Raw genomic sequence first — 25966 nt, 5'->3', positions numbered from 1 at the left:
TTGACTTGAACATTGATCATTTTGCTTTCGATCAACGCGGATCAGATTTTAGCTGCGGGCGGAATTTTGCACAGAATTTTCAACTACCGCCATATGGTAATAGCTTTCATAGTGCTTGTTATTACGGCACTCACCTTGATCGGTGTGGAAAGGTATACAGGCGGGCGAATTTGGGATTGGGGGCATTTTTACTATGCTGCCGAGGCACTCACCCAAGGAAACAATCCTTACGAGTCAGGCGAACGTGGATATATCTATCCTGTAAGTTTCGCTTGGCTTATACAGCCGCTACTGGTTTTGGGCTTCGAAGGTTCAGCCGCGGCGTTTATACTGGTGATGGGCATCTGCTGCGTCGGCAGTGTTCTGCTGCTCGAACGCAGCATGCAAATCGTCGCGCCAGACACAAAAAAAGCAACTGTATCGGCAGCTGTCCTAATAGGGTTCATACTTGTATCCGACAAATTCAATTCAACTCTTACCAATAGCCAAACCGATGGCTTACTTATATTTTGCTTTGCAGTGGCGCTGTACTACCTGCGAAGCCGGGCAATATGGGCAGGGCTCGCAATAGCACTAGCGGCATCGCTGAAATATCATGCGCTGCTATTCATCGTTCTTTTCTTCCTGCGCGGCCATTGGCGAGCCGGCTGGGCAGGGCTTCTCGGATTTGTCAGCCTGATGCTTGTGCCTGCCCTTACTGTCGGGTGGGGCACCAATTTGGGCTATCTCGCCGATGCGTTTGGTGGTTTGGGGCAAATGCTTGCCAACACCCCATTGGTCCGTTCAGGTGCCGATCTGGCAACCACAGCCGCCATCGCGCCAATAAGCTGGGAGCGCTCAATTTCCCTCACCAGCGCGTTCGCGCGCCTTGCCGACTGGCTGCCAGACGGCTTCGGCTACATCAGCTACGGTGTCCTGCTTCTGCTGATGGCATGTGTAGCTGGTGTGTGTGCAGCGGGATACTACAGAGCAGGAATAAATCCGTTTGGCCTGGATAGGGCACGGAGCCACGAGCACCAGTCAATCCGGATTGATGCCTGTGATTTTGCATTGATCCTGACGGTTATCATTGTGTTCGCACCACAGTCAACCGCCCGGCATTTCATATATGCCCTTCCTACACTGTCTTTGGTTGCGCTAACTGCGCTGAACTCGAGATCGCCCATAGTGAAATGGGGACTTCTGGGCGGGAGTGCCGCGTTCTGTCTGGCACTCAACCTTCCGCTTTCTCAGTATCCCGATCTGATGAACGCGTGGCGGAGCTGGTCCGTGGCAAGCTGGATTTTGCTATTCCTGACCATTGCACTACCGTTCTTCTATCTGCGCCAGTTCACCGCGCCACACCGCGCAAAGTAGAAAGAACAGCACGATGACGGCGCGTAGCCTTTCCCTGCTTGTTCCGGTTCTGAACGAAGAAGAGTCGATTGGCACTTTCCTTGACGCCTGCCAGCAACCCGTTGAGGAAGCCCTCGAAATGATGGGAGAAAATGCCAGCGTCGAATGGCTATTTATCAATGACGGCAGCACTGATGCCACGGCCGCGGTTATCCTGGCACGCCGCGAAAAGGATTCCCGGATCAAGCTCGTCAACTTCAGCCGCAATTTCGGCAAGGAAGCGGCCTTGGCAGCGGGGATCGATCATGCTTGCGGGGATGCCATCATCCCAATGGATGTCGACCTTCAAGACCCGCCAGCGCTCATCGTTCCCATGGTGAGAGCTTGGCTGGATGGCGCTGAAGTAGTTAATGCACGGCGCTCTGATCGCTCATCCGACAGCTGGTTCAAGCGCAGTGTTGCCAACATATTTTACTATTTATACAATAGGTTGGCTGAACACCCTATCCCAGACAATGTGGGCGATTTTCGCCTGTTAGGCCGACAGGCCATCGAAGTGATCCGCAATCTCCCCGAGCGCTCGCGATTTAACAAGGGATTGTTCAACTGGGTCGGGTTCCCGACTGCCACAATCGAATACGCCCGGCCACCCCGCGCGGCAGGCAAGACCAAGTGGAAAGTCTGGCAGCTATGGAATCTCGCACTGGACGGCATCGTGGCTTCGACGTCCGCGCCGTTGAGGATATGGACCTATGTGGGCGCTTTTTTTGCTCTTCTGGCTTTCGGCTACGCGTTCTTTCTGGCGATACGCACGCTTCTTTTCGGCACAGATGTCCCTGGCTACGCCTCTGTCATGGTCGCGATACTCATGCTTGGCGGCCTTCAGCTACTTAGTCTTGGCGTACTTGGAGAGTATATTGGACGCATTGCGAATGAGGTGCGCCAGCGGCCGCTTTACGTCATCTCGTCAAAGTTCGGCGTATAATCTCATCCATGGCTTGGCATCGTCACGTATCTAAACTGTGGTTAACCGGCCTAGAGGTATCCCGCTTTGTGCTGGTGGGTGGAGTCGCGACAGTTCTGCACAATGGCATTGCTTGGCTGCTGGTCCGCGAAGCCGGTCTTGAACCGTTCACTGGCAATTTTGGAGGATACGCCGTTGCTGCCGCGTGGTCCTATTTGGGGCATCTCTACTGGACTTTTGGCCAACATGGCAGCCATCGGCGGCGCATCCCCCGCTTCTTGGCAGTGTCGCTTGCAGGTTATTTTGCGAGCAATGTAACAATCTGGATATTCGTGGTTCTTCTTGGGGCTCCTTTCGAGATTGCTATCGCCATAAACTTGGTGCTGGTTCCAGCTTCTTCGTGGATTTTGCACAAATTCTGGACGTTTACAGCCATACCCCCGGACTGACGGGTGCAATGTTCGGATAAAGGGCTGACAAAGCGGTTTGCGGGCCTCGCGGCCTGTGCTGGTATCTCACTCCATAAGAAGCGAGATATCGATGAAGAAGACCGAATTTGTGAGTGAGACCCTGCCCGGTGACCCGGTAGAGGCGTATGCGAACCCCGATTTCATGGGGTCGCCTGATGCGCGCCCTCTGCGCATTCTGGCTGAATATCTTTACCCGAAGAAGCAGTTCGAGACCCACAAGGTCGATGACACGATCCTGTTTTTCGGGTCTGCGCGCATCCCCTGCAGGCAGGATGCCGAGGCGGCTCTCGAGACGGCACGCAAAACCAACGCGGACATCAAGGCCGCCGAGCGCGCCGTCTTCATGTCGCAATACTATGAGGACACGCGCGAGCTGGCGCGCCGCCTCACCGAGTGGTCACTCAATCTTGATGATTGCCAGCAGCGCCGCTTTGTCATCTGCACCGGCGCTGGTCCCGGCATCATGGAAGCGGCCAATCGCGGCGCGCACGAGGCGGGCGGCGAGACGATCGGGCTGGGCATCACACTGCCCAAGGAAGAGACCAACAACCCCTACGTGACCCCGGAGCTCAATTTCGAGTTCCATTACTTCTTCACGCGCAAATTCTGGTTCCTCTACCCGGCCAAGGCGCTGGTGCTGATGCCGGGCGGGTTCGGCACGCTCGACGAGCTGTTCGAGACGTTGACCCTCCTGCAGACGCGCAAGATGAAGAAGCGCCTGCCGGTGGTGCTGTTCGGCTCGGAATACTGGGACAAGGTGCTCAATCTGCAGGCGCTGGCCGATTTCGGAGCGATCAACCAGGAAGACCTGGATCTGGTCTACCGCACTGACAGCGTGGATGACGCCTTCACCTATATCGTCGACCAGCTGTGCCAGTACGCCCTGCCCAATCCCGGCAAGGGGATGTAGGACTGCAGGCGCAATGGCTGACAACGAGGTCCAGAGAGTATCTGCGCCGGAAGAGACGTGCCGCAATTGCGGCGCCGCCCTCAACTCAGCCTATTGCGGGCAATGCGGGCAACGCGCGCTGGACCGTGATGAACGGCGCTTCGGGCATCTCCTGCGTGATGCGTTTGGAGTCCTGACCAATCTGGACGGACGGGCGTGGCGGACCTTCATCGCGCTTCTTTTCCGTCCCGGTCAGCTGAGCCGGGATTATATCGCAGGGCGCCGTATATTCTGGCTTTCCCCGATTGCCGTCTTCCTGCTGGCAAACCTGCTGTTCTTCCTCTCCCCGCCCATTACCGACTTCACGCTTCAGTTCGAGGATCAGGTCACAGGCGAAGTCATCCTGATGGCGAACGAGGGCCAGACGATATCACCGCAGCTGGAAACCCTCCTGCGAGGCTGGCGCGGACAGGTTTATAGTCCGCTCGCCTCCGAGCTCGTCAAAGGCAGGGTGGAAGCGCGTGACGCTGCCGCACGGGCAGAAAACCCGCCAACCGGCAGCTATTCCGTCTCCAGCTACCGTGATGCCTACAACGCCGTAAGCAGCGAGACTGGTAAACTGCTGATCGGCCTGCATATACCGTTCATGGCACTGGCTCTTGCAGCTCTGTTCCCTGGCCGCCGCCTGCTCTTTGCAGACCATTTCGTCGCCGCCCTGCACATGTTCAGCTTCTTTATCATCGCGCAGCAGCTATTGATGCTGCCATTGCGGATCGCAAACGGGCTGACCGATGCAAGCTGGGTGTCTGCAGGCTTCAGCTATCTGATCCTGGCCGGATTGCTGGTGTTCGCCGCATATATGGTCATTGCCATACGCGCGATTTACGCTGCGGCGTGGTGGCGAACCGCGCTGTCCTCGGTAGCACTGATCGCGGCGCTGCTGGCAATCCACCTGCTCATCTACCGGCCGGTCCAGTTCCTCGTCATTCATATCCTGATCTGAGCGACGAAAAAGCCCGGCGGTTTCCCGCCAGGCTTTCAGCATTCGGCGATGTCTGCCGCCTACTGGCTGTAGAGTTCGGAAATGTGGAGCTGGGCGTTGGCATTGCTGTTAGAGCCCCAGGTGCCCACCCAGATGTCATACTGGCCAGACATCGGGCTGTTCCAGCGCAGTGACGGGTTCAGCCCCTGACCACCATCATCATTGCAATACCAGCGGCCGTCCGGTCCGTTGACGACCAGCGTGGTGTCCGCGCTGGAGTTTGCCGAGATAATCAGTGGCAGGCTGCCAGCCTGGAAGTGCAGGCGGAAGTCCGGCGCGTTGGCGATATACCCCACGCAGCTGCCACCCAGGGTCTGGGCCGCGTTGACGTTGCCGCCAGACTGAAGGTTGATGACATACGGATCCGGCGTGAAGCCACCGCGAAGCGAAACAGTGCCGTAGATCGGGTTGAGGCGATAATCCTGAGCCATACCGGCGGCAGCCAGCATGGCGACGCCGATGGCGGCAGTTGCGACAGTACGAAGCATGGTCGTGATCTCCAGATGCGACCGGCTTGGCTCCCCGCCCCGGCCTGAAAGCGTCCCTCTAGCAATGCTGACGCTATATCGTGGCCATCACGTGGTAAAGGCAAAAACCGGCGGCATCTGGACTATCAGGCAAACCTGACAGGAAAGATCAGATAAAGAGTACGGCGCAAACTATGATACCTGCGCCGTCATATGACGCCATGACAGCAGGTCGCCGGGCATTTGCCGCGCGGTCCAGTGATAAGGCGTATCGGCCCAGGGCAGAATGTAGGGCGTCATGTTGTCGAGGACATAATCGCCCTGGTCTGTGCTGACCACCAGTACCGCGTGACGGCCCGTGGCCAGCGAATAGCCAACCGCCAGGAACAGCGCGCTGTCTGGTACACCCGCTGCGATAAGGGCGTGGCGCTTTTCCAGCGCGTAGTCTTCGCAATCGCCTTCTGCCGTGCCTTCTAGGGTCAGCGGCAGCGTCCAGTGATCCTCGACGCCGTAAAGTTCCCGGTCTTCGCGGGGCCGTATCTGCATGTTTATGCTCTGATTGATCCGGTTCAGCGTGGCAAACAGTTCCGGTGCCGCCACCAGGCGCCCTTCAGTGTCCAGCGCCGGTCCGTCCACCACGTTCTCCTCACCAGGCTCGCCGCCGGGCGCGACATCGCCCGCTACATTGCGCGCGGCACTGCGCCCGTCCAGAAGCGTGTCATCGGGCGCAACGCGAAGCGCCTTGGCGCCATCATCACGTGCTATCAACAAGGTCCCACCGGTCGCCTCGGTGCTGGCAGCTTCTGCGCTGGCCAGCAGCTGCACCGAAGCCGTGTCGTCCTGCGCCGTGCCGCATATCTCCGGTACACGGCGGCACATATCAATCAGTCCAGCCGGGGGCATAGCCACACCAGCGGCGGGCATATGGGATGAAGCCTGCGGCGTGGTTGCGCACGCGGTGACGGCAAACCCTGCAAGGCATGAAATAGCCAGGCTGCGCCATGCGCGCGCCAGCAATCTGGGACCCAACCCCTTCATGTCCACCCCTCCGTCCTGATATCGGAGGGCGATCTTGAATAATGGGATTTAAGTTCACGCTATTTATTATAGTTAAGATGTCGTTTATTGTAGTATTTTTTATAGTTAACTGGAGTTAATAATAATACTTGATTTAACAGAGACAGCGCTGGTTGAATTTCATTTACCATAAATGCCCGCGAACCCGCTCTGTGCGGACGGGCCAGACGATTATTCGATGACAGTTCCGGTGGCGGCGTGTAGCGGGCAAGCCCTAGTTGGCCCGCGACAGAACGGCTTCGACCTCTTCGCGAAACCCGTCTGGCACCTGGGCGGCAAACTGCTGGAGCCAGCGCCTGTCCCTGATTGCCTGCGCGCTCAACTCCAGCCGTACACCACTGCGGTTGAGGCTTGTGAGCTGCCCCCAGGCTGACGCGGCGATCTGCAGGCGCCACCGCGCGACATCGCGGCTGCCATAGGGGGTAAGGTAATAACTTTGAGCCAGCGCCTCCTGCCCTGCCCCAGTCAGATATCCGTTGCGGACAAGGTCGAGATAGACCAGCCGGTTCCAGGCGGTGACCAGCCTGGGCTCGCGGTCTATCGCCGCCAGAGTGGCCCGGTAGGCAAAATCCAGATCACCGATGTCTGCAGCGATGGCACGTGCCGCGTAGGCATCGCGCAGATAGGCAGAAGGCGGCAGGGTGCCACGCTCGGCCACAGCTGCCAGCGCCTCCGGCCCAAGCTCGCCAGCCAGATTGGCGCTGACGCGCATCTGGCCCTGCCATCCGGCAAGCCCTGCAAGGACGAATGCGACCGCCACAAATCCGGCTCTGGACGCCAGTGCGGTGCGGCTGCTGGCCCGCGCTGTGCCGTGTCTGGCCTGACGGGTCTGCTCGCGGTGTCCGGCCGCAGCAATTCCGGCACCCAGCCCCAAAATCCAGGCCCACCACCACATGACGCCCGGAACTTCCAGCGCGAAATCGGTCAGGCCGTGCAGGGTGACGAACGCCGATATGCACAAGACCGCGCGCAGATAGCCCCTATGCCGGCGGCGCAGTTTCAGCCCGCGCCAGACCTGCCAGATGAGCAGCAGGGCCACACCCCACATCGCCAGCGCGCCGCTCCACCCGGCCTGCAACAGCCATTGGAGGAAGACATTGTGGGCCGCATTTGTATTGCCCAGAGACCGTATCGTCTGGCTGGTGGTGATGAGGTCATTGGTAAAGACAAAGCTGCCCAGCCCGTGACCGGCCAGGGGGGCGAGCGCCACGGCGTCCCAATAGGCGGCAAACAGCTCCGCGCGCGGATTCTCAAGCAGATCGCTCTCATAGCGCACACCGGCCAGCTCGCCCGAGACCGTCCAGACAAGACCGCCGATGACGAGAACGGCAACAAAACCCGCAATGCCCAGACCGGTGCTTCGCTGGCTGACGCCGCCATGGCGCGTCCAGGCGAGCACCTGCCAGCCCGTCAGTGCAACAGCGCAGAGCCCGGCAAAAGCTATACCGGCACGCGAGGCGGTCAGCACAAGGCAGCTGGCCGAAATCATCACGCAGACCAGTGCCAGAGCCAGCGGAAGCGCCCTGCGTGCAAACGCGGGGGCCCTGCTGCCCAGACTCTTGCGGATCTGCCCCAGCAGCTCGGTCAGCCCCATCAGGGCGATGATACCGAAGAAGGTGGCGGCCGTATTCGCAGACAGAAAGCCCCCGCTCAGCCGCGCGTTGGCCGGGGTGCGTGGCTCAAAGGTGAAGCTGATAAAGGCCCATAGCGCGATCAGCGAGCCCACCGTCAGCGTGGCGCGCCAGAGCGCGCTGGCGGCATCGGACTGGCGTGCGCAGCCATAGCCCATCAGCCAGAAACACCCGGCGGCAGCGAGCGCTGCAAATTCCGGCGCGGCGGTATCCATCCACCCCATGAGCACATGGTGCACGCCAAAGCCGAGCAGAACGGCCAGAACACCCCACAGGACCGGCATGGGCCGGAATACCGGATTCACGGCGACCGCCAGCCCCGCCACAGCAATGACCACTGAAGAGAAAATCGCCTTCGCCGCCGGAATATCGGCACCAAAATAGACCGCTGATGCACCCAGGAGCACCAGACACACCCCGGCGGGGAATATCAGCCTGACATATTGAGCTATGGCGTCCGGCATCCCGGCTCCTGGTTCTGGCCCTGACGCGGACAGAGCCTAGAAGAACCGCTCGCCGATCCGGATCGTGTCACCGGGCTGGACCGGCGTGTTCACGGTCAGCGGATACTGGACTTCCCGGTCGGCCCCGGCGCGCTTGATGAACACCACACGGGTATTGGCCCGGTAGGAGAACCCGCCCGCCGTGGCGACCGCATTGACCACTGTCAGCCCGGATGTGAACGGATACTCTCCCGGATCGCGCACCTCGCCCATAATGTAGAAGGGGCGGAAATTCATCACCTCGGCACTGACCCGCGGATCATTGAGATAGCCGTCGCGCAAGGAAGCCTCCACCGCGCGCTGGAACTCGCGCAAGGACAGGCCGCCTGCCGTGACCTCGCCGATCAGAGGCAGGGAAACGGCACCGCTGCCATCGACAGTATACTCGCCCGACAGCGTGTCCTCGCCAAACACTATAACACGCAGCCGGTCGCCCGAGCCAAGGCGGTACTCGACCAGTTCACGCTGTTCCTGCGACGCGTCTGCCAGCAAAACCTCCGAACCGTCCGCCGTCACCACACTGGTGGCTGACCCGGACGTGGCGCAGGCGACATTGGAAACGGCAAAAGCGAGCGCAAACAGCAGGCGGTACATAGAAGCATCCCCTCGATACGTCCGGAGCGTCCAGCATGATCGTTTTGCACGCCATGCCGGCAGCACGTCGTCAAACTTAGCGTTCACCGCGCCGTGATTGCAAGAAAGTTGCGGTCGCGCCCTCCAGCCGGACAGCCGTCAGCACGCCCGTCAGATAGGCCCCGGTATCGATCCCGATCCGGCGCTCATCCTGGTAATAATCCTGCTCAGGCGTGTGCCCGTGAACGACCGTGTACTCAAACCGGCGGGAGGAATTGAGGAATTTTTCCCGGATCCAGTAGAAATCCCGCTCTGTCTGCGCCGCCAGTGGCTTTGCCGGGTCCACACCGGCATGGACGAATATGTAGGGTGCCACCACCACATAGGGCTCCAGGCGCTCCAGGAATGTACGGTGATGGTCCGGCATCGCCTCGATCAACGCTGCTTGCGCATCCTGCCAGGCCTGCGAGCCGTCCTGTGCCGACGGCGGCTTCACGCCATAGCCCGCCAGCGTCTCCCCGCCGCCATACTGCACCCAGACAGGCCCAGCGGACGCATCGGCCAGGAAGTCGAGCATGGCCTCTTCATGGTTGCCCTTCAGGAAGCGCATCGCAAAAGGCATGTCCGACAGGGTCGACAGCCGTTCGAGCGCGCGCGCCGAACCCAGCCCGCGATCAATATAATCGCCCAGCATCACAACGGTGGACTGCACGCCGCCGCCAGCGGCCTCAACATCCGCGCGGATACGCCCCAGCATCATGTCGAGCAGATCGTCCTGACCATGCACATCGCCAACCGCATAGAGGCGCACGCCCGCTGGCAGGGCGTCACGGCCCGCGGTGCCAGCCCGACGGCCGAACAGAGATGCGAGGCGTCTGAACATGGGACATGTATAGGCTGCAGGACCAAGCCCCGCAACGCACCCCTGGCCGGTCTGGTCCGAGACAGGGACTTGACGGGCCGGAGCGAGCAATTCCTTGACATTACGCCGGTTCCGGCAAATCGTCCCGGCAGACAGGAGGGGTGGCGTCCGGCACTGGCAAAGGGGCAGTTTTCCCGCACGGTGCCACGCTGGGGAACAGGCTGACCGGCCCTGCAGGCTCATATCTTGCAGCCTGCCGTTAATTGGCCACAGCGCCCGTTTGGGGATTGATGCACGATACCGGGAACACACCAGGCCAGCACACGCCGAATGGCGGGCGCTTGCGTGGCCTGTGGGTGTATGTGCAAACCGCAATGCGCAGTCCCAAGGCTGGTAAAATCGCCGGTCTGACAGCATTGCGCGGGCTTGCCGCGCTCGGCAGCCTGATCTCCGTTGCGGCTATTGTGCGCCTCTTCCCGGTGGACGCGGCCGGCGAGTTCTTCGTCTTCCTGGCCGCCGCCCAGTTCGTGGCGGGCGCAGCGCTCGGGCCGCTCCTGATGCTCGCGATCCGGTTCGGCTCGGTTCACAAGGCCGACGGGGACCGCGAGGCGCTGGGGCGGCTGATACTCTTCGGTGCGGCGGCCATTGCCCTGCAGGCAGGCAGTGTGTGGCTGGCTCATCCGCTGGCATCAGACATGACCGGCATGGCGCTGGGCGAGGCATGGGTCTTCGCGGCAGTGGCCGCCCTGAGCGGGGCGATGATCTTCCTTGGCGGGCTGGCGCGCGTGAATGGCAAGGTGATAGCGGCCATCGTGCCGGAGAACGTGCTCCGGCCAGCCGGGCTCGCGGTTGCAGCCCTGGGGCTGTGGCTCGCCGGTTCAGCCGTTTTCCCGGCGCTCAGCGCGGCCTATGGCGTGGTCCTGCTGGCGGTGTGCGCGGTGCTGGCGGCGATGGGGCCGTGGCGCGCAGCGCGCTTCACGCGCAGCCAGCTTGATACCTACCGGCCCTATTTCAAGGCTTATGGCCCCCTGCTGGTCTACGGCCTGGTATCGACCGCGCTCATCACATTCGACATCATCATCGTCTCCCAGATCGTGGCGGTGGAGGCGGTACCGGCCTACAAGGCCGCTGTGCAATACGCGATGCTGCTGGCCACCGGCGTGATCTTCGCCAATCTGATCTACGGCCCGCAGATCGCCATTGCCCACCAGCGCGGCGACCTGCCCGCCCTGCAGAGGCTGGCCCGGTCCTCCTCGCGGCTGGCGCTGGGGTTTTACGCGCTTGCCTTTGCGCCGCTTCTGACCGGCCCCTGGCTGTTCGAGCTCGCATTTGGCGCGGCAGGCCGTGAGGCATGGCTACTGGCGCTGATCCTGTGTGCGGGCAGGTTCGTCAATGCCTGGTTCGGCTCGGTGACGAACCTGGCCAACCTCACCGGCCGCACGACCCTTCTGGCTCTTATGCAGGGGGGCGGCGTTGTGATACTGATTGTGCTGGGACCGGTTCTAGGCGGAGAGCTTGGCAGCATTGGCGTAGCAATCGCATCGGCATTGGCGATGACGAGCTGGAATGTAGGGGCCAGCATCGCATTGCAACGCAGCTTAAATATAAAGATGGGGCCAATCTAATGACTTCACAAAAACCAATCACATTGGATTGATTGTAAGATGCCGGTAATCGCACTCGCAATCTTGACATTTGCACATGTATTACCGTGGCTGGTCAACCGGAGCGCGACCCCGACAGACCCCGTTAAAATTTGTTTTGCACTCAGCGCTATTACTACAATACCATATTTAACCCTGATCGCATTTGGCTACAAAAGCGATGTATTGATCCGTTTTGATGAGCACCATTTGAACGAATTGCTAGTTGTATTTTCAATGCTTTATTCGGCAGGGTTGGTCGCACTCTGGTTCGGGGTGGCGATAGGGTTAAAACTCAAACTTGGACGAGCAATCAAACTGTCAAAGCAGAAAACAAGCCCGCTTGGAACCACTTTCGTTATATCTATGCTTTTAGCGTTATACCTATTTGGCCTTCTGGATAAAATTGGCTCCTCTGGAGGCGTCGAGTTTATACTATCAAATTTAAACCGTCGGGTATCAATAATTGAACGATCCTCTCCGATATCATGGCTTATGGAACCGAGCGCGTTTTTGCTATGCTTTGTCCTGCTTTACAGCCACGGGAACTCTAAATTTCCCGGGAGAATTGTAACGTCGCTTCTAATATTTTTTATATTCATATCATTAGCTTTTTTTGGTGGAAGAAAGCTGCCAATTTTTGTATTGATATTTTCCATGATGGCATATTATATATACGTCAAGAAGTTCAACTTTTATTCAGTATGGACAGTTTCAATTGGCTCCATATTGGTATTATTTTTTGTTGGCATGCTTCACTATCGTGGATCAACAGACCTATCGCTACTATCGCCAGCATTAACTGCGGCAAACTCCGTTAGAAATTTAAGCTACATAGATACATATATATTTATTCAAGATTACTTTTCTCGCCATGGACATTGGCATGGCCTGACGTTTCGGGACCTTTTTGTCCGAACCGGGATCACACATGACGGCTCTATCAATGTGCCAATTGATGACGGTGTATACATCCGAACGCTATTTCAAGGTTGGCACGTCATGCCGCCAACAGACGTATCAGCTATGTATCCCAGCTCCTGGCCCCCAGAAACATATGGCAACGGGTATCTGAATTTCGGTGCCGTCGGAGCGCTCGCCTTCTTTTTAATCAGAGGCATAATCGTCGGGGTATGTTTCGCGATCTGTCGCGCCTCAAAATATGCACCCACCTTTTATTTTATTGCGCTTTTTGCAGCTTTCAATTTTCACATGACAAATTTGCGGATAGTGCAGTTTTTGCTTATATTGATTCCAGTTTTGACGTTTCATTATTTTATTCAAGGAGCCTTGCGGATAAGGGCAGCGCCATGAACTTATCCATACGGCTATCTGAAGGACGCACGACAAACACCAAGCACCGCCTCATCTTCAACGCGAGTACCAACACCATTGGCGGCGGCGTTCAGAATGCGGCGAACTTCATAAATGAGTGCTGCGAGGCTGATCCGGCTGCCATCAGCTGGACGTTTCTCGTTTCCTCGGCTGTCGCCCGAAACTGCGAGGCGCTCGGCCTGGACGTGCACAATGACAGCAGATTCCACGTCATCGACCCCTCACCGGCCCGGCACAAGGCGAGCCGGCAACGTATACGGGCCATCGTGGAAACGGTTCAGCCCGGTCTTGTATACACCATGGCCGGGCCGGCCTATGTGCGCTTCCCCGCCATGCATGTTCTGGGGTGCTCCGAACCGTTTGTGAGCCATGGACGGCTGGAGAACTACTTTGCGCCGGGTCTGGCATGGGGATTACGGACTATCGCCCTCTCCCTCTACAAGCTGGCCCACTTCCACCGGGCCGAGCACCTCATATTCCAGACGGAGGCGGCAAGGTCAGGGTTCCTGAAACGCGGCATCATATCCGCACGGCGGACCAGTGTCGTTCCCAATGCAATTGGCAGGTCTTTTGTCGAACAGGTGCCGGGCAGACGTTCACCCGATGACGTTTTCAAAGCCAAGTCGGAGCAGCGAAGCACAACCAGCATTCTGGTTCCTTCGGCCTACTACAGGCACAAGAACCTGGACATCATTGTTCCAACCGCAGCCGCACTGAAAGAAATTACGTCCGACCCGTTCTGCTTTACGCTCACTTTGCCTCCTGGCCCAGCCTGGGGGAAAATAGAGGCCGCAGCACGCGCCGCAAATGTGAGCCATTGCATCAGGAACGCCGGACCGTTCTCGGTATCGGAAGCTCCCGGCCTCTATCTGCAAAGCGACATCATGTTTCTGCCTACCAGGCTGGAGACCTTCTCTGCTTCCTACCTGGAGGCGATGTGGTGCGGGGTGCCTATTGTCACGTCTGCGCTGGATTTTGCCATGGATATATGTAGAGACGCCGCCCTTTACACAGACACACTGTCACCGACGAGCGCTGCCGCTACGCTAGCAGAGCTGATAAGCAGCATAAAAACCGAAGAGAAGAAATTATATATGGAAATGGTGAGAGCTGGAAACGACAGGGTTTTAAACTATCCCACTTCGCCTCAGAGAAGCAGAATTATAAACGAAATAATAAACGGATTTATATAAATTTAATTTAACGCAACCCTGCCGTTCTGCTTATTGCTCTTAGTCCGTTGTACATAGTCCTGCTGCGCGGAGAAATCTATTGATTGATGTGCTGAAAATTCATCTCTCTGAAGAAGTTAAGAGATCGGGTTTTTACCGGAGCCAGCTGGCTAAGATAAAGAATAATCCGGGTGGACGATCCATTCGCTATTTAACAGAAGAAGAAACCTATGGTCGTCACGGACCGTTTGCCCCTCTGACACTTCGGCACTGGCCTTGGCGAACCTCCAGTTCATCCGGTACCAGTGGCGTGCCGTTGGTTTTCAAACAACCAATGGCTGCCCTTCAGCGAGAACAGGCGTTTCTGGACTTCGCATGGGAGAAGTCCGGCTTCAACCGGAGAGCCAGGCTAGCGATTCTTCGCGGCTTGAAGATTGCACAACCGACACAACAAATTGGCAGCCGAATGATCGTGTCGATGGCCGGCTGGTCTGACGTGGATATCACCCGAAAGCATGCAGCTTTCTTGGATTATTCGCCGGAAGTTATTGCGTGCTATCCGTCCATCCTCGAACGGTTCTTGCTGGCATGCGAGCGGTTGGGGCTGAAGCAGCCGTCAAGCGTTTCGCTGATTCTGGCAGGGTCGGAGGCTTGTTCGCCAAAGCAACAGGCTTTGTTTAGCACCCTTCTGGGCGCGAAGACGGTTAGTTGGTACGGCCAGTCCGAACAATGCGCTTTGGCGTTTCTCCAGCACGACGGTGTGCACGAGTTCGTCCCCGGGTATAGCGACCTCGCATTTCTGAAACGGGGGAGCATGTACGAGATCTGTGGGAGAAGCCTGTTAAATCCGGTCTTCGGCGGCAACAAGTTCTATCGAACAGGCGATCTTTGCGACAAGCCATTCATTCGCTACAGCTCATTTTTCGAGACGAAGGTCGTTGCTACAACACAGCTTCTGGGTCGCACTTCAGAGCTCATTACATCAAGCGATGGCACCCAACATCCTTTAAACAACATCATATTCGGCCTCCACGGGGCCGACTGGAACGGCCTAGACCGCTACTGTGTTGTGCACTCACATCCAGGGCAATTTTTGTTCTTATACGTTCCCCGTAATGAGGAAGTCGCGAAGCGCCTCCTACGTGCGCTATCGACCCGTATTCCTGAGGGTTTTCGCTTTGAAGCGCGCGTGTGTCACTCGCTCTTAGAGATCGAGCCCGCCAAGTGGCGCTATCTCATGCGCAATCACCCCCCTACCGCCACGCCTGAAGACTAGGGATAACGCCGTAATAGCGCTCTGGCGCTATCGGCAGATGCCCGGGCGTGACGGTGAGCGCGGCGAGCCAGAACACGGTGCCGGGCGTGGCGAAAATCTGGTGGCAGATATTGTCGTATCCCACGAAGCTGGCAGGGTTCCAGTTCATCTGGCGCGTCACCTGTTTCCAGCCATCCTCCGGCAGGATACGCTGCGGGTCGGTGTGCCTTACGCCGTCAATATAGAGGGCGTTGGGAGCGCTGGGGATCGCACACCCCACACTGCCCGATTTCACCAGCACATGGACATTGAAGGTCAGCTCCGGCGGCAGGGGGAGCTGGGGCGTGGCAAAGGGCAGATAGTGCGTTACGCCGTCTATCGTGCGCGCCGTGCCTGTGCCGCTGCCTGCGGTGATCTGCAGGGCGAAAAACTCGACGCCATAGCGCCGGGAACTGGCGTTTTTCAGCTTTGAGATCAGCGCGTCGATATCCGGGTCCAGCGTGCCTGCACTGCCGCCGTAATCATTGTTGTTATAGATGTATTTCGGGCCGGCGCTGATATCCGCGCCGTTGACCGGGTTAAAATAGGTTGGCGCCGTAAACCCGGAGACAACCGCGCTTTGCGGCTCCGGGCTGCCGGCAAAGCGGCCCGCGTCCTTGAGCAGGTTGAAACTGTTGGCTACGGGCGGGGTGCTCGGCAGGGCAACTGCGCCGCTTGCGCGGTTTATGACCAGCGCTTCATGCCAGTCTGACCCGTTGGCGCTCACCTTGATGTGGAAATCATCATCGCCCGCAGTGCCAAATTCGGCTCGGCCGGACCAGCCTGTCTGGTAGAGCACGCTGGCCGTATCGCCGGGCGCGGCCTTGTTCAGCTTCAGCTGGACCCCGCCATTGCCGGGCGTGACATCATCATGGCTGAGCAGCACGGCATCGGATTTGACCGCCAGGCGGTTGGTCTCGTCTGCGTCCGTGTTCACGCCCACCAAGGGTGCGGGATTGATGGCGGTTCCGGTGAACGGACTCCAGCCCTCTCCATCAAAGACGCGCGCCACACCCTCATCGGCAATCCAGGCGATCCAGCCGGTCTGCGGCGCGAAAACCTGCCATGCCCCGTCCTGGAATGCCGCTACATGACCGGCTGGCACACCGGCCCATACGCCGCTTGCCTCCTCCGCCACGATATGGCGCTCGCCTGCTTGCGGGTTTTCAGGGGGCGTGGACAATTGCCGGCTGGCCACGCCCAGCTGCACCAGCGCGTTAAGCATTTGAAGCGCTTCATTGTGGGTGACGTGCTTTTGCGCCTGGGCGGGCATGATGAAGGGCAGGTTCAGATTGGAGGTAGCGTTCACGGTCGGCGGCCCTGTCTCTGGTTCGACAAGCCGCCATTTTCGGCTCAAAACCGCCCCAGCCGGATTGATTTTGCGGTTTTCCAGCGTGCACAGGCGTTTTCCGGTCGCTTGGGGCTGGACAGCTGCCTTTCCTGTCCGCAAGAAAGCAGGCGGGGCAAGCAGGCGGGGCGGGCGTGTGAAACAGCTATTGCAATCGCTTAAGACTGGCGCGACCGAAGTGGCCGACGTGCCCGCACCGCGCGCTGGCAAGGGCCAGGTGCTGATTGCTACCTCGCGCACCCTGGTCTCGGTCGGTACCGAGCGTATGCTGGTGGAGTTCGGCAAGGCCAGCCTGATCGACAAGGCCCGTCAGCAGCCAGACAAGGTGAAAATGGTGCTGGAGAAGATCCGCACCGATGGCCTGCTGGCAACGTTTGATGCGGTCCAGTCCAAGCTCGATCAGCCTCTGGCGCTGGGATATTGCAATGTCGGCACGGTGATCGAGAGCCGCGCGCCGGGCTTTGCTGCCGGAAACCGCGTCGTCTCCAACGGCCAGCACGCAGGCATTGTCGCCGTCCCGCAGAACCTGTGCGCGCTTATCCCCGATGAGGTGAGCGACGATGCGGCGGCCTTCACGGTACTCGCGGCCATCGGCCTGCAGGGCATACGCCTCGCTGCGCCGACGCTTGGCGAATGCGTGGTCATCACGGGCCTCGGGCTGATCGGGCTTTTGACCGTGCAGATGCTGCGCGCACAAGGGTGCCGCGTGATGGGGATCGATTTCGATCCCGAACGCCTCGCCCTCGCCCGCCGGTTCGGCGCGGAGACGGTCAATCCGGGCGCTGGCGAGGACGTGCTGGCGCAGGCAAACGCCTTCTCGCGCGGACGCGGCGTCGATGCGGTGCTCATCACGGCGTCCACCAAAAGCAGCGAGCCGGTCTCGCAGGCGGCGCACATGTGCCGCAAGCGCGGGCGCATCGTGCTGGTTGGCGTGACGGGGCTGGAGCTTAGCCGCGCCGATTTCTACGAGAAAGAACTCAGCTTCCAGGTCTCCTGCTCCTACGGGCCGGGGCGTTATGACCCGGCCTATGAAGAGGGAGGGCAGGACTATCCCGTAGGCTTCGTGCGCTGGACCGAACAGCGCAATTTTGAAGCCGTGCTGGACATGATGGCCGCCGGCACGCTCGACCCGTCCGCGCTCATTTCTCACCGGTTCGGTATTGAGGATGGCCACAAGGCGATGGACCTTCTGGCCTCTGGCGAGCCCTCTCTGGGCATATTGCTGGACTATCCGCAGGCAGAGGGCGACGCATCCTCGAGCATGGCCCGCCGCGTCGCGCTGGGGCGGGATGGCGAGCCTTCCGCGAGCGCTGCCACTATTGGTGTTCTGGGCGCTGGCAATTATGCCGGGCGGGTGCTCATCCCGGCCTTCAAGGCGGCAGGGGCAGAGCTTCACACGCTCGCCAGCGGCGGCGGGGTCAGCGCGGTGCATTTCGGACGCAAGTTCGGCTTTCGTCAGGCGGTTACCGATGCTGCCGAAATCCTTGAAAATCCGGACATCTCCACGGTGGTCATCGCCACGCGCCACGACGCCCATGCCGGACAGGTTCTGGCGGCCTTACGTGCAGGCAAGCACGTGTTCTGCGAGAAGCCACTCTGCCTGACGCTGGACGAGCTGGCGGGCATCGAAGCTGAGGCATCGTCGCGGCCGGGCCAGCAGCTCATGGTCGGGTTCAACCGCCGCTTTGCCCCGCACACGGTGAAGATGAAGGCCCTGCTGGACACGGTCAGCGCGCCAAAGGCCATCATCATCACCGTCAATGCGGGTGATGTTCCTGCCAGCCACTGGATCCAGGACATCACCGTCGGCGGCGGGCGCATTATCGGCGAAGCCTGCCATTTCATCGATCTGGCGCGCCATCTGGCCGGTCATGCCATCGTGTCCGCTGATGCAGTGAGCCTCGGCGCAGCGCCCGGCGGTCCGGCCTGCACCGACAATGCAACGCTGACCCTTCGCTTTGCTGACGGATCAATTGCCTCGATCCATTATCTGGCCAATGGCCACAAGGGCTTTTCCAAGGAACGGGTGGAGGTCTTCGCCGCCGGGCGCGTGCTGCAACTGGATAATTTCCGCGCGCTTAAAGGCTGGGGCTGGCCGGGCTTCTCCCGGATGGCCAGCCTCAATCAGGACAAGGGCCAACGGGCCTGCGCCGCCGCATTCGTCCAGTCCATCCGCGACGGGACGCCGCCGCCCATCAGCCGGGACGAGATAATCGAAGTCAGCCGCGTGACGATCGAATGCGCCGGGAGCATTCACGGATGAACGCCGTCGCATGGATGGACCGGACTTTCTATCCCGGCTTTGCCCGCAACTGGGACGACCGCCTGTTTCGCGAACGCATTCTCGCAGCGATGCCCGATAGCGCCGAGATTCTTGATGTCGGCGCGGGCGCGGGCATTATCGAGATGATGAATTTCCGGGGGATTGCCCGCCGGGTATGCGGCGTTGATCTCGATCCGCGCGTGACCGCCAATCCCTATCTCGACGAGGGGCGCGTGGCCGATGCCGGCGCCATCCCGTTCGAGGACAGCCGGTTCGACCTTGTCTTCTCCGACAATGTGGTTGAGCACCTCGACGATCCGGGAACGGTTTTTGCCGAGATTTTCCGGGTGTTGAAGCCGGGCGGGCGCTTCCTGTTCAAGACCCCGAACCGCTTTCACTACATGCCCTTGATCGCACAGGCGACGCCGCATGGGTTCCACCAATGGGTCAACCGCAAGCGCGGACGTGCAGAGGCCGACACCTTCCCGACACGCTACAGGGCGAACTCCGCGCCAAAGGTGCGCCAGCTCGCTGCCGCGACCGGCTTCGAGCTGGAACATCTTGAACTGGTGGAAGGGCGGCCAGAATACATGCGCCTGTCGCCGATCACTTATGCCGCCGGGATCGCTTATGAACGCACCGTCAACCTGGCCGGCTTTCTCAAGACCCTTCGCGTCCTGTTGATGGCCACGCTGCGTAAACCGGAGTAATCGGGCGATGCAATCCCCACCCATTGGGTAGGAGAAACTTCTGAATTCGTTGCTTCGCCAGCAGTCACACTTTTCAACGGCGCTTCTGGAGGGCGATCCGCAACCGACATGTCCTCTTCGTCCCTGCGCACCCTGATCCGCTATTTCGAGACGTTGCGTCATTTGCGCCCGAAGCAGATCTACCGGCGCATCTGGTTCCGCCTGACGCGGCCGGTGCCAGACCCGCTCCCGGCCCCCGCCTGCCGGGAGCGCACCGGACCGTGGCGGCCACCGGCCCGCCGCCGGCCATCACTCACCGGCGGCGGTGCATTCATGTTCCTTGGTGAAGCCGGCACGCTGGACCAGGATGGATGGGATAGCCCCGCACGCGACAAGCTGTGGCGCTACAATCTCCACTATTTTGACGATCTGAACGCTATTGATGCTGCCAGCCGCTTGCATTGGCACACGGCGCTGATCGAGCGCTGGATCAGCGAAAACCCGCCCGGCAAACGTACAGGCTGGGAACCCTACCCCACCTCGCTTCGCATCGTGAACTGGATCAAATGGCTGCTGGCAGGCAATGAGCCGCCGCCAGGCATGCTGGACAGCCTCGCCATTCAGACGCGCTGGCTGTCGCGGTGGCTGGAATACCATCTGCTGGGCAATCATCTGTTTGCCAACGCAAAGGCGCTGGTGTTTGCCGGGCTGTGGTTTGACGGCATCGAGGCAGGGCGCTGGCTGGAGCGGGGCCTTGCCATCCTCCGCCGCGAGTTTGACGAACAGATACTGCCCGATGGCGGACAGTTCGAGCTGAGCCCGATGTATCACGCGCTCGCGCTGGAGGATGTGCTCGACCTTGCCAATATCGCGGCGTCGTTTTCCGGCGCGCTGTCACCGGGCGCACAGGCGCAAGCCGGTCACTGGCGCGCGCGCGTGCCTGCCATGGCAAGCTGGCTGTCCGCCATGTCCCATCCCGACGGACACATCGCCTTCTTCAACGATGCCGCTTCTGGCATCGCGCCGGACAACGCAGAACTTGCTGCCTATGCGCAGCGGCTGGGCCTTCAATGGCCGCAACCGGGGCCGGGTCCGGTCTGGCTGCGCGAGAGCGGGTATGTCCGGCTGGAAACCCCTGATGCGGTGCTGGTCGCCGACATGGCGCGGATCGGGCCGGATTACCTGCCCGGCCACGCCCACGCCGACACGCTGAGCTGTGAGCTATCCCTGTTCGGCACGCGCGTGATCGTCAATTCGGGCACATCGCTTTACGGCACCGGACCGGAGCGCCACCGCCAGCGTGGCACCCCCGCCCATTCCACGGTGCATATCGCTGGCGAAAACTCCTCCGATGTCTGGAGCGGGTTCCGGGTTGGCAGGCGCGCGCGCATTGCTTCGGCCGAGGCCAAGCTGGACGGGGAATGTCAGTCAGTGGAGGCCACCCATGATGGCTATCGCTACCGTCCGGGCAGGCCGCTCCATTCACGTACCATCACGCTGGAAACGCAGCGCCTGACCATTGAGGACGCGATTTCAGCGCCTGCGGGCAACCCGGCCGAAGCGGTCTTCCATCTCCACCCCGATGTGAGCGTGGAGCAGGAGGACGAGACGCAAGGCTGGCTCACCCTGCCTGGTGGCCAGCGTGTGCGCTGGCAGGCGAAGGACGGGCGGGCGCGCATCGAACCGTCAAGCTGGCACCCGGAATTTGGCGCGAGCCTTGTCTCGCAACGCCTTGTTCTGGATCTGGCCGACGGTAAAGCTGGCCTGCACCTTCACTGGAAAGACTAAAATCCGGCCATGCACATCCTCTTCCTCACCGACAATTTCCCGCCAGAGGTGAACGCGCCCGCCAGCCGCACCTACGAGCATGCGCGCGAATGGGTGAAGCTGGGCGCGCAGGTCACAATCATCACCTGTGCTCCCAACTTCCCGCAAGGCAAGGTGTTCGAAGGATACAGGAACCGGCTGCGCAGCGTTGAGGATATGGACGGAATACGCGTCATCCGCGTGTGGACCTACATCACCGCCAATGAAGGCATCTACAAGCGCACGCTGGACTATGTGAGCTTCATGCTGTCCGCCTTCATCGCCTCGTTCGGCGTGCGCAAGGTGGACGTCATTATCGGTACATCGCCGCAATTCTTCACGGCGATCAGCGCGTTTCTCGTCAGCCTCACCAAGCGCCGCCCGTGGATATTCGAGCTGCGCGATCTCTGGCCAGCCTCGATCAAGGCGGTGGGAGCAATCAAAGACGGCCCTGTCCTCTCCGCACTCCAGGCCGTTGAGCGTTTTCTCTATCAGCGCGCCACGCGCATCATCACGGTGACGCATGCGTTCCGTGAAGAGCTGATGGCCAGGGGCATAGATGGCAGCAAGATAGACGTCATCACCAATGGTGCTGACCTGTCACGATTTCAACCGTTGGAGCGGCCACAAAAGCTGGCTCAATCGCTCGGCCTGGAAAACTTCTTCGTGGCCGGCTATGTCGGCACGCACGGTCTCGCGCACGCGCTGGAAACCCTGCTTGAAGCAGCGGCCATTCTGCAAGCGGACCAGGGTACCTCCCACGTCCGCATCGTGCTGTTGGGCGACGGCGCACGAAAGCCCGCCCTGCTCAAGCTCGCCAGCGAACTTGAGCTGAAAAACGTTATTTTTATCGACAGCGTATCCAAAGCAGACGTCCCGCAATACTGGGCACTGCTGGATGTCTCGATCATCCATCTGAAACGAGACCCGGTATTCACCACCGTTATCCCGTCAAAGCTGTTCGAGTGCATGGCGATGGGCTTGCCGGTACTGCACGGGGTCGAGGGCGAGTCCGCCGATATAGTCCGCCGGGAGGGCGTAGGCGAAACCTTCGCTCCGCAAAATCCCGGTGAGCTCGCGGCCCATCTCGCAAGACTTGCCAACTCCCCTGCGACACTGGCGGCTTATAGCGAGAATTGTCTGGCTGCTGCGCGCCGCTACGACCGAAAAGCCCTGGCCAGCGCCATGCTGGACATCATCACCCGCACCGCATAGCGGCCCTCTTTGCCATTGGCTCTGGCTCGCGGCGGAACTGGCTGCCTGCCGGGTTAATGCCGCCGTATCGGTCCCTCTCGACCGGGGCCGCAGGGTTAACAAAACGTTACGAAAATGCAACATCCGTCCGATAAAGTGACGGAATTGGGCGCTTTATCCACAGGTCAGGGCGATTCAGTTTGCGGTGCAATGGCCGCCAGTGTCACGCTCCCTTCGGGACACGGGCGAAACATGGCTGGGATGAAACATCGTGGCACTCTTCTGGGGAGGGTTGCAGACGGCTTGCTGGTTCTCCAGCAGAGTCCCGCAGGCGGCATGTCTGGCCGCCGGGAGCGCACCCACCCCCGCTACGAAACTGGCGGCGCAGGCAAGCGTATCTTTGACATGCTGGTCGCTGCGACTGGCCTGATTTTCATGTTTCCCCTTCTGGCCGCGACAGCCCTTCTCGTCAGGCTGACAAGCCCGGGGCCGATCCTTTTCTGGTCGGCGCGCGATAACGGGTGTGGCGGCACGTTTGCCATGCCCAAATTCCGTACCATGCGGACAGGCTCTCCGCTTCACCCGCGCGAACAGCTGGCCAACGCCGCCTCCAGCATGACGGCACCGGGCCAGCTCCTGCGGCAGACCAGCCTGGACGAGCTGCCCCAGCTGATCCCCGTGCTGACTGGCAGGATGAGCCTGATCGGGCCGCGCCCGCTATTGCCAAGCGATCCGGCCGTGCATGAGCGCCTGCGGCTTGCCAGTGGCAAGCTGTCCCGGCCCGGCCTTACCGGCCTTGCCCAGATCAGCGGGCGCAACAATCTGACGCCGCGCCGCAAGGCCCGCTACGACCAGTTCTACACCGATCACTGGTCGTGGAGCCTCGATATGTGGATTCTCTGGCGGACGGTGAAGGTCGTGGTCTCGCGCGCGGGCGTGCTCTAGCGCGCACCGCTGCCGGCCCGGCAAATGGGAGAGTCTGGTGGGTGGTGACGGGGTCGAACCGCCGACCTACTCGGTGTAAACGAGTTGCTCTACCAGCTGAGCTAACCACCCTTCCAGAAACCGCTGTTTAGCGCCGCTTGTGCACGCGGGCAATCACCGCGCTGCCATCAGACGCGCCCTCTCCCGCCTGGCGCGATCAGCCACCCCGCGCAGCAGGCTCCAGCCGGTCAGACCCGTAAGACCCGAACGAATGAACAGACACCGTATGGCTGTCCAGCGTCTTGAGCGCGCGCGCGACATTGGGGTGATCTTCATGCCCGTCGAGATCGAGGAAGAACATTTGCTGCCACGGCTTTCCGGCAATGGGCCGGCTCTCCAGCTTGGTCAGGCTGATCCCCTCCTTGCGGAAGCCATCAAGGGCGCTGACGAGAGACCCTGCCTCATGAGAGGTGACGATCACCAGCGATGTCTTGCACGGCAATAGGGGCGAGGCCGGTTCCGGATCAATCGCCAGGGCCACAAAACGCGTGTAGTTCTCCGGATGGTCTGACGCATTGGCATCGATCACATTCAGGCCGAACAGGCGCGCTGCATCGCGCCCGGCCACGGCGGCGATATCGGGCTTGCCGGTGAGCGCCTCGTTGAGCGCCTCGGTCGACGAGCTGACCGCGCGGGTTTTCAGCTCCGGGTGGCGGGCAAAGAAGCGCTGGGACTGGCGCAATGCCTGAGGGTGGCCCAGCACGGTGCGCACCGTGCCCAGATCATGCGCCTTGCCGACAATGCAGTGCTCCACGCGGTAATGATGCTCGCCGGCAATCTTCAGCTTGGTATCGCGCAAGAGATCGTAGACCTCCACAATGCCGCCCGTCGTGGTGTTCTCGATGGGGGCAAAGCCGTAATCGGCCTCGCCCTTCTCCACTGCTTCAAAAATGCCGGCAAACTCGCGCTGGATAACCGGCATCACGGCGGAGTAGCGCCCGGCGAAATGCGCGTCTGCTGCGAACTGGCTGTAGCTGCCCGGCCCGCCAAGATAGGCCACCTTGGCCTCGTTCAGCGTGGCGGTGCGCACGCGCGCGTCCAGCCCCGCGCGCTGACGGCGCAGGGAATCGTCGATGATGAGCTGGAACAGCTTCTCGACAAAGCCCTCGTCCAGCCCCTCCTGACGGCCAAGAGCGACCGCCCGATCCAGAACCGCCCGCTCGCGCTCCACATCGCGGACCAGCGCGCCATCGCCGGCTTTTAGCGCGCCCAGCGTCTCGGCCAGCCTGCGCCGTTCCACCAGCGCGCGCACAAGGTTTGCGTCGGTCTGATCGATGGCGGCGCGCAGGCTTGCGCGCTCTTCGGTCCGGTTGTTGCTCTCTGTGGTCATGGCACTCTGCCCTCTTGTCCCTGAAATGAAAAACGGCCCCGTCCGGTTTGATGGAGGGGGCCGTGAAATCCGTCTGGCTGCTTGTTTGCGCGCAGATTTCACCCGCCCCCGGTAAAGAGGCCGAAATAATAGCGGGTGGCAAAAATGCTGCGAGTGCTCATGGGTTTACTGTGGGCGGGAATTGCGGCCGGGTCAACGGGCCTTGGCAACATCGCTTGGCTTATTCCCCCGCACGTGAAACGTTGCTGTCATGTCCATCAATACAGGAACCACGCCGCCATGATCCGCTCCGTCCTCGCGCTCGCCGTCCTCGCTCTGGCCGCCTGCACGCCGCCAGACGGCCAGGAGGGTTATGGCACGCCGCAATCGCAGGTGATCCATGCCGAAATCATCACCTCCCTTGGCGTGATCGGCCTCGAACTTTATCCCGATGCTGCGCCCGTCAGCGTGGCCAACTTCGTCGAGCATGCACAAGCCGGGCATTATGACGGCGGCTCCTTCTATCGCGCGGTGCGGCCGGACAATGACCGGGCGGGCGTGGAGCCCATGCATCTCATTCAGGGCGGCTATGGCTTTAACGGGATGGCGGGTGCCAACGCCATTGCCCACGAGCCGACGGAAGAGACCGGCCTGTCCCATGTACGCGGAGCCATCTCCATGGCCCGCTTTGATCCGGGCACTGCCACCACAGAATTCTTCATCATGGCCGATGACTATCCGGGTCTGGATTCAGGTGCCGGACGGCGCAACCCCGATGAGGCGGGCTATGCGGTCTTTGGTCAGGTGGTATCGGGCATGGACGTGGTGGAGGCGATCGCGGCGCAGGAAACCGGCCTTGATGGCGCACTGGAAGACTTCCAGTTCCCGCAATTCATGGCCGATCCGGTGCGGATCGAGAGCGTGCGGATTGTGGAGGGGGAGTAGGCGGAGCCTCGGACTGGCAGGTCAATGTCCTCCCCCGTTTACGGGGGAGGTGTCAGCGAAGCTGACGGAGGGGGAGCTTTTGTGCAATCCCCCCTCGGCCCGTGGGGGCCCTCCCCCCGGAAACGGGGGGAGAAACCGGACGCCCTGACAAGACCGAAAATAAAGCCCCGG

General features: G+C 60.4%; 22 protein-coding genes and 1 tRNA gene. 15 read left to right on the top strand and 8 right to left on the bottom strand.

The features are described from left to right. Positions 1–12 precede the first annotated feature (12 nt). The 5 genes from ACQ5ID_RS03945 (at position 13) to ACQ5ID_RS03925 (ending at position 4661) form a co-directional block, all read left to right on the top strand. The gene (locus ACQ5ID_RS03945) at positions 13–1356 is read left to right on the top strand and encodes a glycosyltransferase family 87 protein (RefSeq protein WP_429911177.1); all 1344 of its coding nucleotides are present in this window, start codon (positions 13–15) and stop codon (positions 1354–1356) included. A 13-nt stretch (positions 1357–1369) separates the two neighbouring features. Further along, positions 1370–2320 (top strand): glycosyltransferase family 2 protein, encoded by a 951-nt coding sequence (locus tag ACQ5ID_RS03940; protein ID WP_429911176.1) that lies wholly within the window; start codon positions 1370–1372, stop codon positions 2318–2320. 8 nt (positions 2321–2328) lie between these two features. Further along, on the top strand, positions 2329–2748 hold the full coding sequence (locus tag ACQ5ID_RS03935) for a GtrA family protein (RefSeq protein ID WP_429911175.1): 420 nt from the start codon (positions 2329–2331) through the stop codon (positions 2746–2748). A 91-nt stretch (positions 2749–2839) separates the two neighbouring features. Continuing rightward, positions 2840–3679 (top strand): LOG family protein, encoded by an 840-nt coding sequence (locus tag ACQ5ID_RS03930; RefSeq protein ID WP_429911174.1) that lies wholly within the window; start codon positions 2840–2842, stop codon positions 3677–3679. Positions 3680–3692: 13 nt separating this feature from the next. Further along, positions 3693–4661 (top strand): DUF3667 domain-containing protein, encoded by a 969-nt coding sequence (locus ACQ5ID_RS03925; RefSeq protein WP_429911173.1) that lies wholly within the window; start codon positions 3693–3695, stop codon positions 4659–4661. Between the two features lie 59 nt (positions 4662–4720). On the opposite strand, the gene ACQ5ID_RS03920 is transcribed toward ACQ5ID_RS03925, so the two are convergent. The 5 genes from ACQ5ID_RS03920 to ACQ5ID_RS03900 all read right to left on the bottom strand — a co-directional run bounded on the left by ACQ5ID_RS03920 (position 4721) and on the right by ACQ5ID_RS03900 (position 9834). After that, positions 4721–5188, bottom strand: coding sequence for a peptidase S1 (locus ACQ5ID_RS03920; RefSeq protein ID WP_429911172.1), 468 nt, complete (start codon positions 5186–5188; stop codon positions 4721–4723). Positions 5189–5359: 171 nt separating this feature from the next. Further along, positions 5360–6046 carry a transglutaminase-like cysteine peptidase gene (locus ACQ5ID_RS03915; RefSeq protein ID WP_429911171.1) on the bottom strand — a complete coding sequence of 229 codons (687 nt, stop codon included), beginning with the start codon at positions 6044–6046 and terminating at the stop codon, positions 5360–5362. Positions 6047–6458: 412 nt separating this feature from the next. Beyond that, positions 6459–8339: an O-antigen ligase family protein gene (locus tag ACQ5ID_RS03910; RefSeq protein ID WP_429911170.1), complete on the bottom strand. Its 1881-nt coding sequence runs from the start codon at positions 8337–8339 to the stop codon at positions 6459–6461. A gap of 36 nt (positions 8340–8375) precedes the next feature. Then, on the bottom strand, positions 8376–8972 hold the full coding sequence (locus ACQ5ID_RS03905) for a polysaccharide biosynthesis/export family protein (protein WP_429911169.1): 597 nt from the start codon (positions 8970–8972) through the stop codon (positions 8376–8378). A 76-nt stretch (positions 8973–9048) separates the two neighbouring features. Beyond that, the gene (locus ACQ5ID_RS03900) at positions 9049–9834 is read right to left on the bottom strand and encodes a metallophosphoesterase (protein ID WP_429911168.1); all 786 of its coding nucleotides are present in this window, start codon (positions 9832–9834) and stop codon (positions 9049–9051) included. Positions 9835–10103: 269 nt separating this feature from the next. On the opposite strand from ACQ5ID_RS03900, the gene ACQ5ID_RS03895 reads away from it, so the two are divergent. From ACQ5ID_RS03895 to ACQ5ID_RS03880, 4 genes are all read left to right on the top strand, one after another. Beyond that, the gene (locus tag ACQ5ID_RS03895) at positions 10104–11438 is read left to right on the top strand and encodes a lipopolysaccharide biosynthesis protein (RefSeq protein ID WP_429911167.1); all 1335 of its coding nucleotides are present in this window, start codon (positions 10104–10106) and stop codon (positions 11436–11438) included. A 39-nt stretch (positions 11439–11477) separates the two neighbouring features. Next, the gene (locus ACQ5ID_RS03890; protein WP_429911166.1) at positions 11478–12770 is read left to right on the top strand and encodes a hypothetical protein; all 1293 of its coding nucleotides are present in this window, start codon (positions 11478–11480) and stop codon (positions 12768–12770) included. Then, positions 12767–13984 (top strand): glycosyltransferase family 4 protein, encoded by a 1218-nt coding sequence (locus ACQ5ID_RS03885; protein WP_429911165.1) that lies wholly within the window; start codon positions 12767–12769, stop codon positions 13982–13984. The genes ACQ5ID_RS03890 and ACQ5ID_RS03885 overlap by 4 nt, the downstream gene beginning before the upstream one ends. A 79-nt stretch (positions 13985–14063) precedes the next feature. Continuing rightward, positions 14064–15239, top strand: coding sequence for a hypothetical protein (locus ACQ5ID_RS03880; RefSeq protein WP_429911164.1), 1176 nt, complete (start codon positions 14064–14066; stop codon positions 15237–15239). On the opposite strand, the gene ACQ5ID_RS03875 is transcribed toward ACQ5ID_RS03880, so the two are convergent. Beyond that, on the bottom strand, positions 15217–16566 hold the full coding sequence (locus ACQ5ID_RS03875) for a DUF2793 domain-containing protein (RefSeq protein ID WP_429911163.1): 1350 nt from the start codon (positions 16564–16566) through the stop codon (positions 15217–15219). The genes ACQ5ID_RS03880 and ACQ5ID_RS03875 overlap by 23 nt on opposite strands. A gap of 175 nt (positions 16567–16741) precedes the next feature. Here ACQ5ID_RS03875 and ACQ5ID_RS03870 point away from each other — a divergent pair, with 175 nt between their 5' ends. The 5 genes from ACQ5ID_RS03870 to ACQ5ID_RS03850 all read left to right on the top strand — a co-directional run bounded on the left by ACQ5ID_RS03870 (position 16742) and on the right by ACQ5ID_RS03850 (position 23502). Continuing rightward, the gene (locus tag ACQ5ID_RS03870) at positions 16742–18868 is read left to right on the top strand and encodes a bi-domain-containing oxidoreductase (protein ID WP_429911162.1); all 2127 of its coding nucleotides are present in this window, start codon (positions 16742–16744) and stop codon (positions 18866–18868) included. Further along, on the top strand, positions 18865–19578 hold the full coding sequence (locus ACQ5ID_RS03865) for a methyltransferase domain-containing protein (protein WP_429911161.1): 714 nt from the start codon (positions 18865–18867) through the stop codon (positions 19576–19578). Before ACQ5ID_RS03870 ends, ACQ5ID_RS03865 begins: the two co-directional genes overlap by 4 nt. Before the next feature lie 108 nt (positions 19579–19686). Then, a complete protein-coding gene (locus ACQ5ID_RS03860) occupies positions 19687–21345 on the top strand; it encodes a heparinase II/III family protein (protein WP_429911160.1) in 1659 nt (552 codons plus the stop codon). A 9-nt stretch (positions 21346–21354) separates the two neighbouring features. Beyond that, entirely contained in the window at positions 21355–22578 is a 1224-nt protein-coding gene (locus ACQ5ID_RS03855; protein ID WP_429911159.1) for a glycosyltransferase family 4 protein, read from the top strand. A 315-nt stretch (positions 22579–22893) separates the two neighbouring features. After that, a complete protein-coding gene (locus tag ACQ5ID_RS03850) occupies positions 22894–23502 on the top strand; it encodes a sugar transferase (RefSeq protein WP_429911158.1) in 609 nt (202 codons plus the stop codon). Positions 23503–23537: 35 nt separating this feature from the next. On the opposite strand, the gene ACQ5ID_RS03845 is transcribed toward ACQ5ID_RS03850, so the two are convergent. Together ACQ5ID_RS03845 and ACQ5ID_RS03840 are read right to left on the bottom strand one after the other, a co-directional pair. Then, positions 23538–23613: transfer RNA gene (locus ACQ5ID_RS03845), tRNA-Val, on the bottom strand. Positions 23614–23698: 85 nt separating this feature from the next. Next, positions 23699–24871, bottom strand: a complete 1173-nt coding sequence (locus tag ACQ5ID_RS03840) for a bifunctional chorismate mutase/prephenate dehydratase (protein ID WP_429911157.1) — start codon at positions 24869–24871, stop codon at positions 23699–23701. 279 nt (positions 24872–25150) lie between these two features. On the opposite strand from ACQ5ID_RS03840, the gene ACQ5ID_RS03835 reads away from it, so the two are divergent. Then, the gene (locus ACQ5ID_RS03835) at positions 25151–25795 is read left to right on the top strand and encodes a peptidylprolyl isomerase (RefSeq protein ID WP_429911156.1); all 645 of its coding nucleotides are present in this window, start codon (positions 25151–25153) and stop codon (positions 25793–25795) included. Positions 25796–25966: the final 171 nt, after the last annotated feature.

Origin of the sequence: Glycocaulis sp. (assembly GCF_050485565.1) — a bacterium.
Taxonomy (GTDB): Bacteria; Pseudomonadota; Alphaproteobacteria; order Caulobacterales; family Maricaulaceae; genus Glycocaulis.
The sequence above is the reverse complement of the archived record's forward strand: the minus strand, read 5'-3'. Positions and strand labels throughout refer to the sequence as shown.